10 protein-coding genes and 1 pseudogene are annotated in these 15,429 nt (G+C 70.3%); 8 read left to right on the plus strand and 3 right to left on the minus strand.

The features are described from left to right. Positions 1-95 precede the first annotated feature (95 nt). Together ACF08M_RS06855 and ACF08M_RS06860 are read right to left on the minus strand one after the other, a co-directional pair. On the minus strand, positions 96-749 hold the full coding sequence (locus tag ACF08M_RS06855) for an ATP-binding cassette domain-containing protein (protein ID WP_392184179.1): 654 nt from the start codon (positions 747-749) through the stop codon (positions 96-98). Positions 750-947: 198 nt separating this feature from the next. Next, positions 948-2,582 carry an amidohydrolase gene (locus ACF08M_RS06860; protein ID WP_392184180.1) on the minus strand — a complete coding sequence of 545 codons (1,635 nt, stop codon included), beginning with the start codon at positions 2,580-2,582 and terminating at the stop codon, positions 948-950. Positions 2,583-3,096: 514 nt separating this feature from the next. On the opposite strand from ACF08M_RS06860, the gene ACF08M_RS06865 reads away from it, so the two are divergent. Both ACF08M_RS06865 and ACF08M_RS06870 read left to right on the plus strand, forming a co-directional pair. Continuing rightward, positions 3,097-4,491, plus strand: coding sequence for an NAD(P)/FAD-dependent oxidoreductase (locus ACF08M_RS06865; protein ID WP_392184181.1), 1,395 nt, complete (start codon positions 3,097-3,099; stop codon positions 4,489-4,491). 223 nt (positions 4,492-4,714) lie between these two features. Beyond that, complete coding sequence (locus tag ACF08M_RS06870; RefSeq protein WP_392184182.1) at positions 4,715-6,070, plus strand: carboxylesterase/lipase family protein; 1,356 nt, start codon at positions 4,715-4,717, stop codon at positions 6,068-6,070. A gap of 22 nt (positions 6,071-6,092) precedes the next feature. Here the strand turns inward: ACF08M_RS06870 and ACF08M_RS06875 are convergent. Beyond that, positions 6,093-6,407 (minus strand): annotated as a pseudogene (locus tag ACF08M_RS06875) (carboxymuconolactone decarboxylase family protein); the annotation flags it as partial. Positions 6,408-6,654: 247 nt separating this feature from the next. Between ACF08M_RS06875 and ACF08M_RS06880 the strand changes: the two are divergent. The 6 genes from ACF08M_RS06880 to ACF08M_RS06905 all read left to right on the plus strand — a co-directional run bounded on the left by ACF08M_RS06880 (position 6,655) and on the right by ACF08M_RS06905 (position 15,413). Next, a complete protein-coding gene (locus tag ACF08M_RS06880; protein WP_392184183.1) occupies positions 6,655-7,683 on the plus strand; it encodes a helix-turn-helix domain-containing protein in 1,029 nt (342 codons plus the stop codon). 471 nt (positions 7,684-8,154) lie between these two features. Next, positions 8,155-11,544 (plus strand): S8 family serine peptidase, encoded by a 3,390-nt coding sequence (locus ACF08M_RS06885; RefSeq protein WP_392184184.1) that lies wholly within the window; start codon positions 8,155-8,157, stop codon positions 11,542-11,544. Between the two features lie 232 nt (positions 11,545-11,776). Then, a complete protein-coding gene (locus ACF08M_RS06890) occupies positions 11,777-12,307 on the plus strand; it encodes a hypothetical protein (RefSeq protein ID WP_392184185.1) in 531 nt (176 codons plus the stop codon). Between the two features lie 44 nt (positions 12,308-12,351). Then, complete coding sequence (locus tag ACF08M_RS06895; RefSeq protein ID WP_392184186.1) at positions 12,352-13,365, plus strand: hypothetical protein; 1,014 nt, start codon at positions 12,352-12,354, stop codon at positions 13,363-13,365. An 18-nt stretch (positions 13,366-13,383) separates the two neighbouring features. Further along, the gene (locus tag ACF08M_RS06900) at positions 13,384-14,718 is read left to right on the plus strand and encodes a Dyp-type peroxidase (protein WP_392184187.1); all 1,335 of its coding nucleotides are present in this window, start codon (positions 13,384-13,386) and stop codon (positions 14,716-14,718) included. A gap of 230 nt (positions 14,719-14,948) precedes the next feature. Then, positions 14,949-15,413 (plus strand): hypothetical protein, encoded by a 465-nt coding sequence (locus tag ACF08M_RS06905; RefSeq protein WP_392184188.1) that lies wholly within the window; start codon positions 14,949-14,951, stop codon positions 15,411-15,413. The last annotated feature ends 16 nt before the right edge of the window (positions 15,414-15,429 follow it).

The raw sequence follows: 15,429 nt of genomic DNA on the forward strand, positions 1-15,429 counted from the left end.
CCGAGCCGCAGCCGACGCGGCACGGTAACGACCGAAGCGTCGACGAGCCGGTCGGCCGCACCCGGGCCGAGGGCCTCCAGGCCGTTCGGCAGGAGTCAAGGAACGTCGCGGTGTCCGGGGCTCGCAGCGGGTTGACCGAGGGAGCGACGGGCGGCCGCGGCGTCGGCGGGGTTCCACCCGCGTCGGGGGACGGAGCTGCGCAGCAGACGTGTGCAGGGGTGGCCAGGCGCGTCCAGGATCTCGGCCGTAGGGCCCGCCTCCACCACCTGTCCCTCCCCCAGGACCATCACCTCGTCGGTGATGTGCCGGACGACGGCGAGGTCATGGGTGACGAACAGGAAGCCGATGCCGACTTCGCGCCGGATGGTGTCCAGGAGTTCGAGGACCTGCGCCTGAGTGGACACGTCCAAGGCCGCCACGGCCTCGTCGAGGACGAGGACGCGCGGTTCGGCGGCCGGCGCGCGGGCGATCGCCACGCGCTGGCGCCGGCCGCCGGACAGCTTGCCGGGCAGGGCGGCCGCCTCCCGTTCTCCGAGCCCGACCTGGTCGAGGAGCTCGGCGACGCGCTCCCGCCGGGCTGCCGTCTCCCTCGGGAAGTGGAGGCGCAGGACCTCCTCGACGCACCGGCCCACGGTCACCCGCGGATCGAGGGACAGGAGGAGCGGCCCGAGCAGGCCCGTCCGCGCGCCGTGGACGAGTCTCGACAGGATGTTCCGGCCCGACTTGGTCGGTGCCGAGGAGATGGTCACCGCTGGTGCCCATCAGGCTCGCCGACAGGTCGAGCGCGTCGGGGTCGTACGGTGCGAGCACAGGGGCGAGGACGGCGATCAGGCCGACGCGCCTGCTGGTCCGGCAGTCCTCGCGGCGGCCGTCCCAGGGACTCCCGTGCGGACCGGACCGGACCCCGCGAGCCCGGCGTGATGCCGACGAGAGGCCCTGGGACCTCCTCAGGCGGAGTGCACCAGCGTGCCTCCGACGTAGGTGTGGAGGACCTGGGCCTCGGCGATCTCCTCCGGGGGCAGCGTGAAGATGTCGCGGTCCAGCACCACCAGGTCGGCCAGGTGGCCGGGGAGCAGACTGCCGGTGTCGTCGTGCCCGTTCACATGGGCCGAGCCGGCGGTGTAGGCGGCGACCGCGGTGGTGGGATCGAGGCGCTGCTCCGGGAGGAAGACCCGCCCGTCGGTGGCCTCCGGCGCCATCCGGTTCACCGCGACATGGATTCCGGCGATCGGGTCGGGGCTGCTGACGGGCCAGTCGCTGCCCGCGGCCAGGGTGGCTCCGGCGCGCAGCAGGGAGCCGAACGGGTACTGCCAGGAGGCCCGTTCGGGTCCGAGGAAGGGGATCGTCAGCTCGTCCATCTGGGGTTCGTGGGCGGCCCAGAGCGGCTGGATGTTGGCGATGGCGCCGAGCCGTGCGAAGCGATCCAGATCGTCGGGGTGGACCACCTGGAGGTGGGCGAGATGGTGACGGTTGCCACGCCGCCCATGCGCCTCGACAGCTGCCTCGACCGCGTCCAGGGCCTCGCGCACCCCGCGGTCGCCGAGCGCGTGGAAGTGGACCTGGAAGTCGTGGGCGTCGAGTTCGGTGACGTACGAGCGCAGGGCGACGGGGTCGATGAAGCTCAGACCCGAGTTGGCGGTGGCGCAGCCGCAGCCGTCGAGGTAGGGGGTGGTCATGGCCGCCGTGAAGTTCTCGGCGATGCCGTCCTGCATGATCTTCACCGCACGGGCCCGGAACCGTCCGTGGGTCAGCCGCTCCCGCCGGGACAGCAGCTCGGGTATCTGCTCGGCCCCTCGCTCGCGGTCCCACCACAGGGCCCCGGTCACCCGGGCGGTGAGCGTGCCTTCACGGGCGGCCGCCAGATAGGCGTCGGACGGGTCCGGATTGCCGCCGAACACACCCAGCAGGGCGTCCTGCCAGCCGGTGACGCCGAGGGAATGCAGCAGTTTCTGGGCCCGCAGCAGACCGGCGAGGCGGTCCGCCGGTGTGCTCGGCGGCACGAGCCGGGAGACCAGGGCGGTGGCGCCCTCCTGCAGCATTCCGCTCGGGGTGCCGTCCGGCTCGCGCTCGATCCGGCCGTCGGCGGGATCGGCGGACTCCCGGGTGAGACCGGCCAGTTCGAGCGCCCGGGTGTTGGCCCAGGCGCCGTGGTGGTCGCGGTTGGCCAGCAGGACCGGGCGGTCCGGGACCACCGAGTCCAGGAGTTGCCGGGTGGGCAGCCCGCCGTCGAAGCTCTCCAGGGACCAGCCGCCGCCCGTGATCCACGCATGGTCCGGGTGCGCGTCGGCGTAGGAGCGTATGCGGGTGAGGTAGTCCTCGACGCCCACCGTGCCGGTCAGATCGCACTCGGCCAGTTCCATTCCGCCGGACACCGCGTGGATGTGGGAGTCCTGGAATCCGGGAAGCAGCAACTTGCCCCGGAGGTCGATGACTTCCGTGTCGGGACCGATCAGCTCGCGCACCTCGTCATGGCCGACGGCGGTGATGCGCTCGCCGGTGACGGCCAGACTGCTCGCCCGGCTGCGCGCGGGATCGCCGGTGTGGACGGGACCACGGGTGAAGATCAGATCGGGCTTGGCCATGGGGTGCTCCAAGGCGAGAGGGAGGGATGTGTCGAGCGCTCATGCAACCGAGGTGCCCATTTACATGTCAACGCTGTTGTCGTAAGCCATTACCCCCCTCGCAGGCGCGATCACCGGCCGCGCGGCAGGGCCGGGAATCCACCGGCCCTGCCTGGCGGCATGGCCGTCAGGGGGCGACGGTGAGCGGAGTGGGCGAGCCCGAGGGAGCGGCTCGGGCGGGTGCTCCTCGGGCTCGTCGTACGACTCAGGCGCAGAACCTGTACACCGCCTGGGCGACGCACCGCGCCGCTCTCCTCCGGGAGATTCCCGTAGCCGGGCCTGACGTCCGGGCCCGAGATCTGCCCGCCGAGCATCTGCCCGAGGGGTGGCCGGCCGCGCGCGCCGAGGAACTCTTCCGCGAGCCGGCCCGGCGGTACGAGCTCTTATGACAACACCGTTGACGATATAACCCCCCAAACGGTCTGATGGCGGTACTTCGGAGGCGTGTTCCTCCGTAATCCGAAGGAGCCGCCTCATGGACCCCCTCATCTCGCTCCGGGACGCCGAACCGATCCCCTTCTGGCTGGACGACCCCGACCGGCCCCACGCGGCCCGCGCCCTCGTCGGGGCCACCCGCTGCGACCTGCTCGTGGTCGGCGGCGGATACAGCGGACTGTGGACCGCGCTGATCGCCAAGGAACGCGATCCGTCCACCGACGTGGTGCTGATCGAAGCGCAGGAAGTGGGGGGAGCGGCTTCGGGCCGCAACGGCGGATTCTGCGAAGCCGGCCTCACCCACGGCCTCAGCAACGGACTGCAGCGCTGGCCGGACGAGATCGGCCTGTTGGAGCAGTTGGGCCGCGAGAACCTCCGCGCCATCGAGGACACGATCGAACGGCACGGGATCGACTGCTCCTGGGAACGCACCGGTTCTCTCGTCGTGGCCACCGAGCCCTATCAGGTCGAGGGCCTGACGGAGGAGGCCGAGAACGCCGCTCGGTACGGCGGCCGCCCGGTCCTCCTCGACGCCGACGCCGTACGGGCCGAGATCGAATCACCCACCTTTCTCGGCGGCCTCTGGAACAAGGACGACGTCGCCATGGTCAACCCGGCCAGGCTGGCCTGGGGCCTGAAGCAGGCCTGTCTGGACCTCGGCGTGCGCATCCATGAGCACACCCCGGCTGCAAGGCTCACCGAGTCAGGCTCCGGAATCGCCGTCCGCACCCCCTACGGCCGCGTCGACGCCGCACGCGTGGCGCTCGCCACCAACGCCTACCCGTCCCTGCTCCGCCGCCACCGCCCGTACACCGTCCCCGTGTACGACTACGCCTTGATGACGCAGCCACTGACCGACGCGCAGCTGGCTTCCGTCGGCTGGCGCAACCGGCAGGGATTCGCGGACAGCGCCAATCAGTTCCACTACGTACGCCTGTCCGCGGACAATCGCATCCTGTGGGGCGGGTACGACGCCGTCCACCACTACCGGGGCCGTGTCAGCGCCGAGCGCGACCAGCGGCCGGAGACCTTCGCCACTCTCGCCCGGCACTTCTTCCGGACCTTCCCGCAACTGGAGGGGGTCGGCTTCACCCACGCGTGGGGCGGCGCCATCGACACCAGTACCCGCTTCTGCGTGTTCTTCGACACGAGTCACCGCGGAAAGGTCGCCTACGCCGCCGGCTACACCGGACTCGGCGTCGGCGCCACACGCTTCGGCGCGGAGGTCATGCTCGACCTGCTCGCCGGCGGCCGCACCCGGCGCACCGCGCTGGAGATGGTCCGGAAGAAACCCCTGCCCTTCCCGCCGGAGCCGGTGTGCTCCCTGGGAATCGGCATCACCAAGTGGTCCCTCGCCCGCGCGGACGAGAACGCCGGCCGGCGCAACCTCTGGCTCAAGTCCCTGGACCGCTTCGGTCTCGGCTTCGACAGCTGACATCGGGCCCAAAGGCCGGCGGCCCCGTTGCAGGACCGCGAAAGAAGACACCACGGGGCCGACGCCACGACACCGTGCCACGACGGGTGCATCACCGCCGCGTCCGTCGTCGCCGACCGCACGGCCGAGTGCGCGGAGGTCCTGGTGGGTACCCGCCACCCCATCGAGCGCGCCGCGCCCCGCCGCGCCCCGCCGCTCACCGACACCGCCGGAGAGGCCCCGCATGACGGAAGACATCGTCCATACCAGCCACGGACCGGTGCGTGGTGCACGCACCGGGACAGGCGTCCGCTTCCTCGGTATCCCTTACGCCCGGCCGCCGGTCGGACCGCTCCGCTTCGCCGCGCCCGTCCCCCCGGAGCCGTGGGCCGACGTCCTCGACGCCCGCGTGTACGGGCCCACCGCCCAGCGCCGTCCGTTCGCCGAGGTGACCACCATCCCCGAGCCCTGCATTCCCGGTGATTCCACCCTCAACCTCAATGTGTTCACCCCGGCCGGCGCCGCCGGGCAGGCCGGCCTCCCCGTCCTGGTGTGGATCCACGGCGGCGGCTTCGTCGCGGGCTGCTCGGCCAGCCCCTGGTACGACGGCACCGCCTTCAACCGCGACGGAGTGGTTCTGGTATCGCTGGGCTACCGGCTCGGCATCGAGGGCTTCCTGCACGTGGAGGACGCGCCCGACAACCGCGGGGTGCTCGACTGGATCGCTGCCCTGCGGTGGGTGCGGGAGAACATCGCCGCCTTCGGCGGGGACCCGGACAAGGTGACCGTCGCCGGCCAGTCGGCAGGCGGCGGCGCGGTCCAGACGCTCCTGGCCACGCCGTCCGCGGCAGGCCTGTTCCGGGCAGCGATCTCGGTTTCGGGCGCGGTCATGCGCCCGCAGGGACCCGAGTTCGCGGCGACCGTCTCCGAGCTCTTCACCGCCCGTACCGGAGTGCCCGCCACGGCCGCGGCGCTCCAGGGCCTGACGGACGAGGAGATCCTCGCCCTCCAGGACGCGCTGAACGCCCCCGGTCCCGGTCGCGATGCCCTCCCGATGCTGGTCCTCGCCCCCTTCGCCGACGGAGTGCTGATCCCCGAACCCGTACCGGACGCACTGATCGCCGGCACAGCGGGCCAGGACATCCCGCTGATGATCGGCTGCACCGCGCACGAGTTCAACGGAGCCGCGGAGGGAGAGGCCGGTCAGTACCTCACCGACGAGATCTTCCGTGCACCCGCCCTCGCCGTCGCCGAGTCCCGGGCGAGCCGCGATCTCCCCACGTGGCTCTACCAGTTCGACTGGACCGCGACCGCGCCCGCGTTCGAGGGCCTGGCCCACCACTGCGCAGACCTCCCCTTCGCCTTCGACCTCCTGGGTGCCGAAGGGGTCGACAAGGCGTTGGGGGAGGCGCCCCCGCAGCGGCTCGCCGACGCCGTGCACGCGGCCTGGGTCGCCTTCGTCCGCGACCTCGACCCCGGCGCCGGCTGGCCCTCCTACTCCACCGAGCGGCGCGAGACCCGTATCTGGAACACGGAGTCCCGCACGGAGCGCGACCCGCTCCGCGCCGTACGGAAGACCTGGCTGGGCGCGGAGTCCTGACCGCGGTCTCCGTGCCCCGTCGTCACCGGCCCGGTGTGTCCTCCTCAAGGATCCGCCGGGCCACGGTGTAGGCGGCGTCGGCGGCCGGGACCCCGCAGTAGACCGCCGTCTGGAGCAGGGCCGCGCCGATCTCGTCGGAGGTGAGGCCGCCCCGCCGGGCGGCGGGGACGTGCAGGGCCGGCTCGTCGAGATGGCCGTGGGCCACGAGCGCCGTGAGGGTGATCAGGCTCCGCTCGCGGCGGCTGAGCGTGGGGTCGGCCCAGATCTCGCCCCAGGTATACCGGGCGATGAAGTCCTGGAACCGGCCGGTGAAGGGAGTCCGGAGCGCCTGTGCGCGAACGGGAGGCGGCGGTTTCGGCGAGCGCTTGCAGTCCCTCGCGCCGGACCGCCGTCAGGACCTCGCCCGCGTGGGCTTCCGAGCAGGCCGGAGTCCGGACGGCCGGAAACCTGGCCGGGTCGCCGGCCAGGGTGAACAGTCGGTGGCGGCATTCTGACGGAGGGATAGGATCCGGCTGAGAAGAATCCGCTCGGTGCATGCGAGCTGCGCCAGGGCCGGACACGGTGGCCGCCCGAGGAGGAGCCGGATGCTGCAGGCGCTGGGACTGGGCCCGGCCGAAGAGGCCATCTACACGGCACTGCTGGCCCGCCCGACCGCCTCCGCGCAGGACCTCGCCCGGCAGACCGGACTCGAGAGGGCCGAATGCGCCCGTATTCTGCTTGACCTGACCGCACGCGGCCTGGTGGCCGTCGCCACCGAGGCCGGGAGCGGGAACCCCGACTCGGCCGACTGCGAGGCCGGCCCCCGGCCCGCCCGCTACCGGCTCACGCCGCCCTCGGTGTCCCTGGCCCCGCTCCTCGTTCAGCAGCGCAACGCACTGCACCAGGTGGAGTCCGCGTTCTCGATGCTGACCGAGCAGTACCGCAGTTCTGCCGCACACACCGCGGGTGGTGTCGTGGAGGTGGTCGTCGGCGTGGAGCAGGTCGCACGCCGGTTCCACCAACTGCAGTGCGGCGCTCAGCGGGAGCTGCTCGTCTTCCTCGTCGGTGAGTCCATCGCGGTGCCGCGCGAGGACGCCGACATGTCGGAGAATTCCGCGCTGGACCGCGGGGTCGACTTCCGGGTCGTGGCTGCCAGGAACTACCTCGACGGTCAGGATGTCCTGCGGGACGTGCGGACAGCTCTCACGGCAGGTCTTGAGCTCCGCGTGGCCGGTTCGCTGCCGCTGAAGATGATCGTGTCGGACCGGGAGCGCGCCATGGTGCCACTGGACATGTCGGATTCCGGCGGTGAGCCGAGCGCGATCGTGGTGCACCGCAGCGGCCTGCTGACGGCTCTGGTCCATCTCTTCGAGAAGGAATGGGCCCAGGCCCGGCCGATGTACACCACTTCCACGGGCGTGCGCGAGGAGCCGGCAGCCGATCAGCAGCCGACCGAGGGGGAAATGGAGGTCCTGGGCCTGCTCCTGGCAGGGATCTCCGACCGGCGGACGGCATCCCAACTCGGCCTTTCCATACGCACCGTGGAGCGGCGGATACGCCGCCTGATGGACCTTGCCGGAGCGGAGTCGCGCCTGCAACTCGGATGGCACGCCGCACGTGCGGGCTGGCTCTGACCCTCTTTTGCGCCGGAAAGCCGCGGAGTTGCCTTCTGCGGGTGGTTCCCCGGCGAGGACGAGTGCCCAACTCATGGCGGTTTCCCGCTTCACCGCCGGCGAACCGGGCCTGCGTGCGCCGACGACCGGTCGGCGGCGACGACGGCAACCCGTGCGCGCCGACGACCGGTCAGCGGCGACCTCGGCGCGTGCAGGAGCCTGCGAGAAACCGGGCCTGTTGCTGGTCGAAGAGGGGGGAGTGTGCCCGAATGCCCTTTTTGGCGAGATCATCCGGGCTCCGCCGCCCGGCGGGGCGTACCCCCACCTGCCGGGCCCCGGAGATCCACCGAGCCGGCGAGGTAACGGATGTGCGCGCGTGACGGAATACCGCCACGCGGGAAACCCGTCACGCTCAGCAACCCCAAGTGATCGGCAGGTCTGCCAGGATGCAGCCGCAGTATGGCATGTTCACAGCATCAAACAGGGAGACTCATGCATCCCATAGCGCGTATAGCCTTGGGCACGGCGACCGCCGCCGTCCTGGCCGTCACTGCGGTCACGCCTTCCGGGGCGGCGGACACGCCGTCTGACGGTGCCTCGGGAAAGAGGCCCGTCACCGGCAGCGGGGCCGCAGCAAAGGGTGGCAAGCAGGTCGCGGTCACACTCATCACCGGCGACAAGGTGCTGGTGACCACGGACACGTCGGGCCGCAGCTCGGCGGCCGTTGTGCCGCGCGAGGACGGCACACAGCCGATGGTGCAGACCTTTCAGATGGGCAAGGACCTCTACGTCTACCCGGAGGACGCCTCCCGGGCGATCGCCGAGGGCAAGGTCGACGAGCAGCTGTTCAACGTCACTGGGCTCATCCGCCAGGGATACGACGACACACACACCGACACGCTGCCGCTCATCGCCACCTATCAGAACGGTGTGAACGTTGCCGACAGCGCGCCGGCGGCCCCTCGTGGAGCCGAGCGGGGCCTGAGCCTCCCGGCTGTGGGCGGCGTCGCGCTCAAGGCCGGCAAGGACACTGCCACCACCTTCTGGCGGGATGTCACCAGCACCCGCTCACGCACCGCCTCCACGCTGAAGAAGTTGTGGCTGGACGGCAAGGTCGAGGCCACGCTGGACCGTTCCACCAAGCAGGTGCACGCGCCGGAGGCCTGGGCCGAGGGCTACGACGGCAAGGGCACCAAGGTCGCCGTGCTGGACACGGGCGTCGACGCCGAGCACCCGGACCTGGCGAGCCGGGTCGCCGCGGCCAAGAACTTCACGGACTCCAGCAGCACCAACGACCGGGTGGGTCACGGCACCCACACCGCCTCCACGGCCGGCGGGTCCGGAGCGGCCAGTGACGGCCGCAAGAAGGGTGTCGCCCCCGGTACCTCACTGCTGATCGGCAAGGTCCTCAACGACCAGGGCTACGGACTGGATTCCTGGATCATCGCGGGTATGCAGTGGGCCGTCGACCAGCAGGCCGATGTCGTTTCCATGAGCCTGGGCAACCCCAGGATCGGCGACTGCACCGATCCGATGGCCGAGGCCACGAAACAGCTCTCGCAGAGCACCCGCACCCTGTTCGTCGTCGCCGCCGGCAACGCCGGCTCGGGCACCGAGACCGTCTCCTCGCCCGGCTGCGTGCCCAGCGTGCTGACCGTGGGGGCCGTCGACCGCGACGACACCACCGCGCGGTTCTCCAGCCGCGGTCCGGTGGCCGTCACCCACACCCTCAAGCCCGAGATCGCCGCCCCCGGTGTCGACATCTCGGCGGCCAACGCGGGCGGACGTGGCATCTACGCGTACCAGACGATGTCGGGTACCTCCATGGCGACCCCGCATGTCGCGGGCGCGGCGGCCATCGTCCGCCAGGCGCACCCGGACTGGACCGCGCAGCAGATCAAGGCCGCCCTGGTCTCCTCCGCCCGCACCGGCGGCCAGATCGCGGGCGCCGACCAGACCGGGGCCGGTGTCCTCGACGTTTCCGCGGCGATGCACCAGAAGGTGCTCTCCGCGCCCGCCGTCCAGGCCGGCAGCTACAACTGGCCGCAGGACGCCTCGGACCGCACCACCGTGAAGGTGCCCTTCACCAACACCAGCGGCAGCGACCTCAACCTGAGCCTGAAGGTCAGCGGTGTGCACGGCAACGACGGCAGCGATGTCCGCTCCGGCGTCATCGAGCTGGAGCAGGGCAAGGTGACCGTCCCCGCGGGGGCCACCGTCCAGGTGCCGCTGCGGATCGACCCCACCGCCCGTCTGAAGGACGCCCAGTACGGTGCGGTCACCGGCCGGATCCTGGCCACCGGCGGCGATGTGCACGTCTCCGTGCCCGTGACGCTCCACGTCCAGCCGGAGACGGTCACCCTCCGGGTCAAGGTCATCGACCGCAACGGCAAGCCCGCGGCCGGTCCTTCCTCCCTGGACCTGGTCAGCCTCGACACCGCCAAGGGCGAGCGCCGCACCAACAACGGCGCGACCGACCAGACGTACAGCGTGCGCCCGGGGGACTATGCCCTCAGCAGCTTCGTGGGGAGCTTCGACGCGGACAACGCCCCCGAGTCGGTCAGCTACCTTGCGCGCCCGCAGCTGCGGATCACCCGTGACACCACCGTCGTCCTCGACGCCCGCAAGGCCAACCGGCTGAGCCTGCGCACGGACCGGCCCTCGACGGTGAACAACACCACGTTCAGCTACGCCCGCACGTGGGACGACACCTGGCAGATATCCGGATCGCTCATGGCCGCCGACACCGTCCAGAAGTTCTACGCGGACATCGACGGGCGTGCCGAGAACGGCACCTTCGAGTTCCGGCCCACCTGGCGGGCGACCGGCTCCGAGGACGGCTCGCCCTACGTCTACAACCTGTCGTTCCCGACCTCGGGACCGCTCCACTCCGACCAGGTCTACAAGCCCAAGGACGCCAAGCTGGCCAAGGTCACCGAAAAGTGGCACGCCATGGGCAAGGAGGCCGACTACATCGACGCGATGTTCATCCGTCCCTCCTGGAGTGGCAACGCCTACGTTCCCGTGAGCCCGTTCGGCCAGGTCCACGTGCCGGCCACCCGCACGGCCTACTACACGACCGGCGACGACGCCTGGTACCACAGTGCGATGACCAGCTTCCCGTTCGCCGCGTTCATGAGCGACCAGGAGCGCACCTACCGGGCCGGAGAGCGGCGTACCGAGGAGTGGTACGGCGGCCCCCTGCGGCCGGCCGCGCCGCGCGACGCCGACGGCAAGCCGATGCTGTCCGCCGAGCGGCAGGGTGACCTGATGGGCTTCCAGAACGCGCTCTGGGTCGACGGTTCCGGTGACCACTGGTCCTACGGCGGGTCGTTCGGAGACCTCGGGAACCTGGTGCTGAAGCGCAACGGTGAGAAGATCGCCTCCAGCGCCTGGCCGTACGACGTGTTCAAGGTGCCGGACGAGGACTCCGCGTACGAGCTCACCCAGAACCTGTCCAAGATCGACACCTCGGACCGGAACTGGCTGCGCTCCACCGCCGTCACCACCACGTGGAGCTTCCGCTCCCACCGGGAGCCGGACGTCTACTCGCGCGGCCTGCCGATCCTCGCTCCGGTGTACGACCTGCCGGTGGACGGCATGAACACCCTGCCGGCACAGAGCGGCATCAAGCTCGGCCTGTCGGCCGAGGGCCACGCCGGGTACACCCCGGGCGCGGTCACGGCGGCCTCGCTGTCCTACTCCTACGACGGCGGCACCACCTGGACCCAGGCGCCGACCGAGCAGCGGGACGGCAAGTGGACGGCCGTCCTCGACCACACCGGCGCAGCCGGAAAGCCGGTCATGCTGAAGGCTGCTCTCACCGACTCCAACGGCAACGCGGTCACTCAGACCATCACCCGCGCCTACGACGTTCGGTAACCACGCAGGTCCGGCCGGGCCGTCTCCCGCAACAGGGAGACGGCCCGGCCACTCGTCTGCCACGGGAGCGGTGGGACCGGAGTTCTGCGGCAGCGTTCGGCCGGGCTGCCGACGGTGCTGCCCGCACCGCCCACCGGGATCACGACCAGTACTGCTCACGAGGCGGACGGCCGTGCCGCATGGGACAATCAGGGGGATTGTTCCCGGCCTACAGGTGGCGCGAGGAGCGGACATGGACATCAAGCCGCAGGCGGCCGTCATCCCCGAGACCGACCAGCTGGAGCAGGGGAAATACGGTCCCGTTTTTCCGAAGACACCGGCGTGTCACGGGTTCACCATCGTCGCGAAGGTCAAGCCGGGCCGCGCCCGAGCGCTGCGCGAGTACGGCCACACTCTCGCCGAGGCGCTGGAGGAAGACCCCCATCTCCTCGCGCCACTCAAGTTGCACTACCTGCGCTGGGTGCTCTTCGACGACGACACGCGCTTCATGTACCAGGGGATCTTCGACACCGACTTCGACAAGTACACCGAGGACGCCATCGCGCTCTTCGGCAGGGCGGGGGTCAACACGGCCTTCGAGAACCTCGAAGGGTTCCCGGAGGACTGGCGGACCAACCCTGAGGCGTTCGTCGGGTTCGTGCGCGAACACCACTGTCCGAGCTTCATCGAGTACGGGGAGTACCCGTACGTGTCCGCCGATGAGATCAAGAAGGCTCTGCGGATCAAGGGGGCCCTGTCGGAGATGCTCGACCAGCTGCAGTGAGAGCGGGCTGCCGTGTGCTTGTCCCCCTGCGGATCGGAGACGAGATGAGCGAGGTCAGGACCGCGCGCACCTACAACCAGAACCACGTCCCGCGCGCATACACGCCTGGTCGGCGACGGGTGAGCATCTACGTCTCGTGGAGCTACCCGGCCGAGGCGGGCAGGAATCCGGCGGAACTGGACAACCGGTTCTCCACGATGACAGAGGTCAGGCGGGTGGCGTGGCCTGCCTACGAGGACCCGAAGTGGTCCGACCCGTTCCGGTTCCAGCAGGGCATCGCCGGCTCGCTGGAATTGTTCTTCTGGGCCTGGGTGCCGTTCCAGCAGTTGGTCGAGGAGGTCACCGGGCACCCCGTCCCCGTGTACCAGCGTATCGACCAGGCCGGATTCCGTACCCCGCTCGACGAACGCGTACTGGCCGACACCGACACCCTCTTCGTGTTCGGGCTGGACCACATGGTCACCGGGCAGGAAGCCCGGCCCGAGGAGGTCGAGGCGCTGCGGGCCTTCCTCGCCAGGGAGGACGCCTGTCTGGTCCTGGGACCCCACCATGACGTCGGTGCATCGGACGATCTGGCCGTGCGGGACGTGGAGTACCACCATCACGGCGACCCCCTGGTCCCCCGCCAGCAGCGATTCGCCACCTACGTCCGGGGCCTGATGCAGGGCCTCGCGGTGCCGGTCGAGAACCGTTACGGACTCCGCCCCGCGGTGCGGGAGAAGAACCGGATCGCCCCGCTCGCCACGGTGAGGGACCTGGACGCGAAAGGGTGGCTGGAAGGGGTGACGAACTTCAACTTCCATATGCACCTGCCGCACTACGCCGTGACGACCGACGAGCCGGAGGCCATCCACGTGCTGGCCAGGCAGCCGGTCGACACGTCCAGGCCGCATCCGTTCACCGAGGCCGGCAACACCGAGTTCAACATGTTCCTGTGGATGCCACCGAGCGGTGCGCGGGCCGGTGATGTGCTGCTGGCGGACTCCACGATCTTCAGTTCGCTGTTCGGCGGCGACGAGAGTCTGCAGCGATTCTGGCGGAATCTCGTCTCGAAGTAGTACCGCAGGGAGGCGACCGTGAGCAGGTCTGCGCAAGGCGCGTTGGAACTCGACGACATTCAGCGCGGGGTTCTCAGCCCTCGGCCGACTCCCTATGCGGCGACCTACCTCGTGTTCCGCGTCGATGACCGGGCGGACGGGCGGGAGTTGATGCGGCGGGCGAGTGCGGTGGTGACCTCCGCCGCCGACTCGGCCGGCCCCCGCGGGGACACCTGGGTCAGTGCCGCGGTCTCCTGCCACGGCCTGGCGGCCCTGGGTGTGCCGCGGGCGTCACTGGACACGTTTGCCTGGGAGTTCCGGCAGGGGATGGCCGCCCGGGCCGGAACGCTGGGTGACGTCGGCGAGAGCAGCCCCGAGAACTGGGAAGCCCCGCTGGGCACGCCGGACGTCCATGTGGTGCTCACGGCGGTCGCGCCCGACCCCCAAGGGCTGGAGGCGGCCCTCGACCGAGCGCGCCCCGCGTACGACCGCCTCTCCGGTGTGACCGCGATCTGGCGGCAGGACTGTTACGCGCTGCCCACCGAGGCAGAGCACTTCGGCTACCGCGACGGCGTCAGCCATCCAGCCGTCGACGGAAGTGGCATCGCCGGGTCGAACCGGCTGGAAGTGCCCTTGAAGGCGGGGGAGTTCGTGCTCGGCTACCGGGACGAGATCGGAGGTCTCCAGACCCCGCGGCCGGAGGTGCTGGGTCGCAACGGCAGCTACGCGGTCTTCCGCAAGCTCCACCAGGATGTCGCCGCGTTCCGGCAGTATCTGCGGGACAACGCCACTTCTCCGAAGGACGAGGAACTGCTCGCGGCCAAGATCATGGGACGCTGGCGCAGCGGAGCCCCCCTCGCGCTCAGCCCGGAGCACGACGACCCCGCTCTCGGCGCCGACCTGCATCGCCGCAACACCTTCCTGTACGAGCGAGACGACCCGGCGGGATTCATCACGCCCGGTGGCTGCCACATCCGCCGGGCCAATCCCCGCGACGCCTCGGTGGCGGGTGACGTGCGACTGCACCGCATGATCAGACGTGGCGCCGTCTACGGACCGCCGCTGCCCGACGGAGTCCTGGAGGACGACGGGGCCGACCGCGGCCTGATGTTCGCGTTCATCGGAGCCCACCTCGGGCGGCAGTTCGAGTTCGTCCAGTCCGAGTGGATGAACGACGGCGTCTTCTTCGGCGCGGGCAACACCAAAGACCCCGTCACCGGATCCCACGACGGAGTCACCGGCTTCACCATTCCCCGGCGGCCGCTGCGACGGCGTCTCACCCCACTGCCGCGCTTCGTCGTCACCCGCGGCGGCGAGTACTGCTTCCTGCCGAGCCTGAGCGCCCTGCGCTGGCTCGGTGAACTCTGGAACTGACAGTGCGGCCGCGCACGTTGTGACACCACCCCGAGGTGCTCCCCGGCCCGAGCGGGTCCCGGCCTGCGGGAACGTCCTTGCCGGGGTGGGGAATCCGCCCGAACGGGACGGTTTCCTGGACGACCGGCCACGAAGTGCCGTCAGAACAACGCCATGACACGCTTGGACGTGGGGGAACCTCGACCGGCCGATCCGGCCGGCCGGATGGTTCAGCCGCCAAGGAGGCCGAGATGGCCAGTGACATCAACAGACCCGAATCCGGCGTCGTCGGCACGAATCCGGAGATTGCCTTCCGGTCCGGGTTGACCGTTCTCGCAGCAGTTCTGATGATCGTCGGTGGCGCGATGGCGATTTTCGAGGGGATCGCCGCTATCGCGAAGGGCGGCCTGTTCCTCCCGACGCGCCACTATGTATTCGAGTTCAACCTGACGGGCTGGGGCTGGATTCATCTGATCCTGGGCATCGTTCTCGTCCTCGCCGGCTGCGCGGTGTTCAGCGGTGCTGTGTGGGCGCGCTTCTTCGGTGTCGCCATCGCCGGGCTGGGTGCGATCGCCAACTTTCTGTGGGTGCCCTACTACCCCGTGTGGGCAACCGTGCTCATCGCCCTCAACCTCCTCATTGCATGGGCGCTGTGCGCGGGCATGCACGATGAAGTGGAACGTGACCACGGTGCCCGGTACCGGGGCCGCCATTGAGTTCACAGGCCGCGGT

The organism is Streptomyces sp. NPDC015032 (assembly GCF_043080425.1).
In the GTDB taxonomy this organism is placed as follows: domain Bacteria; phylum Actinomycetota; class Actinomycetes; order Streptomycetales; family Streptomycetaceae; genus Streptomyces.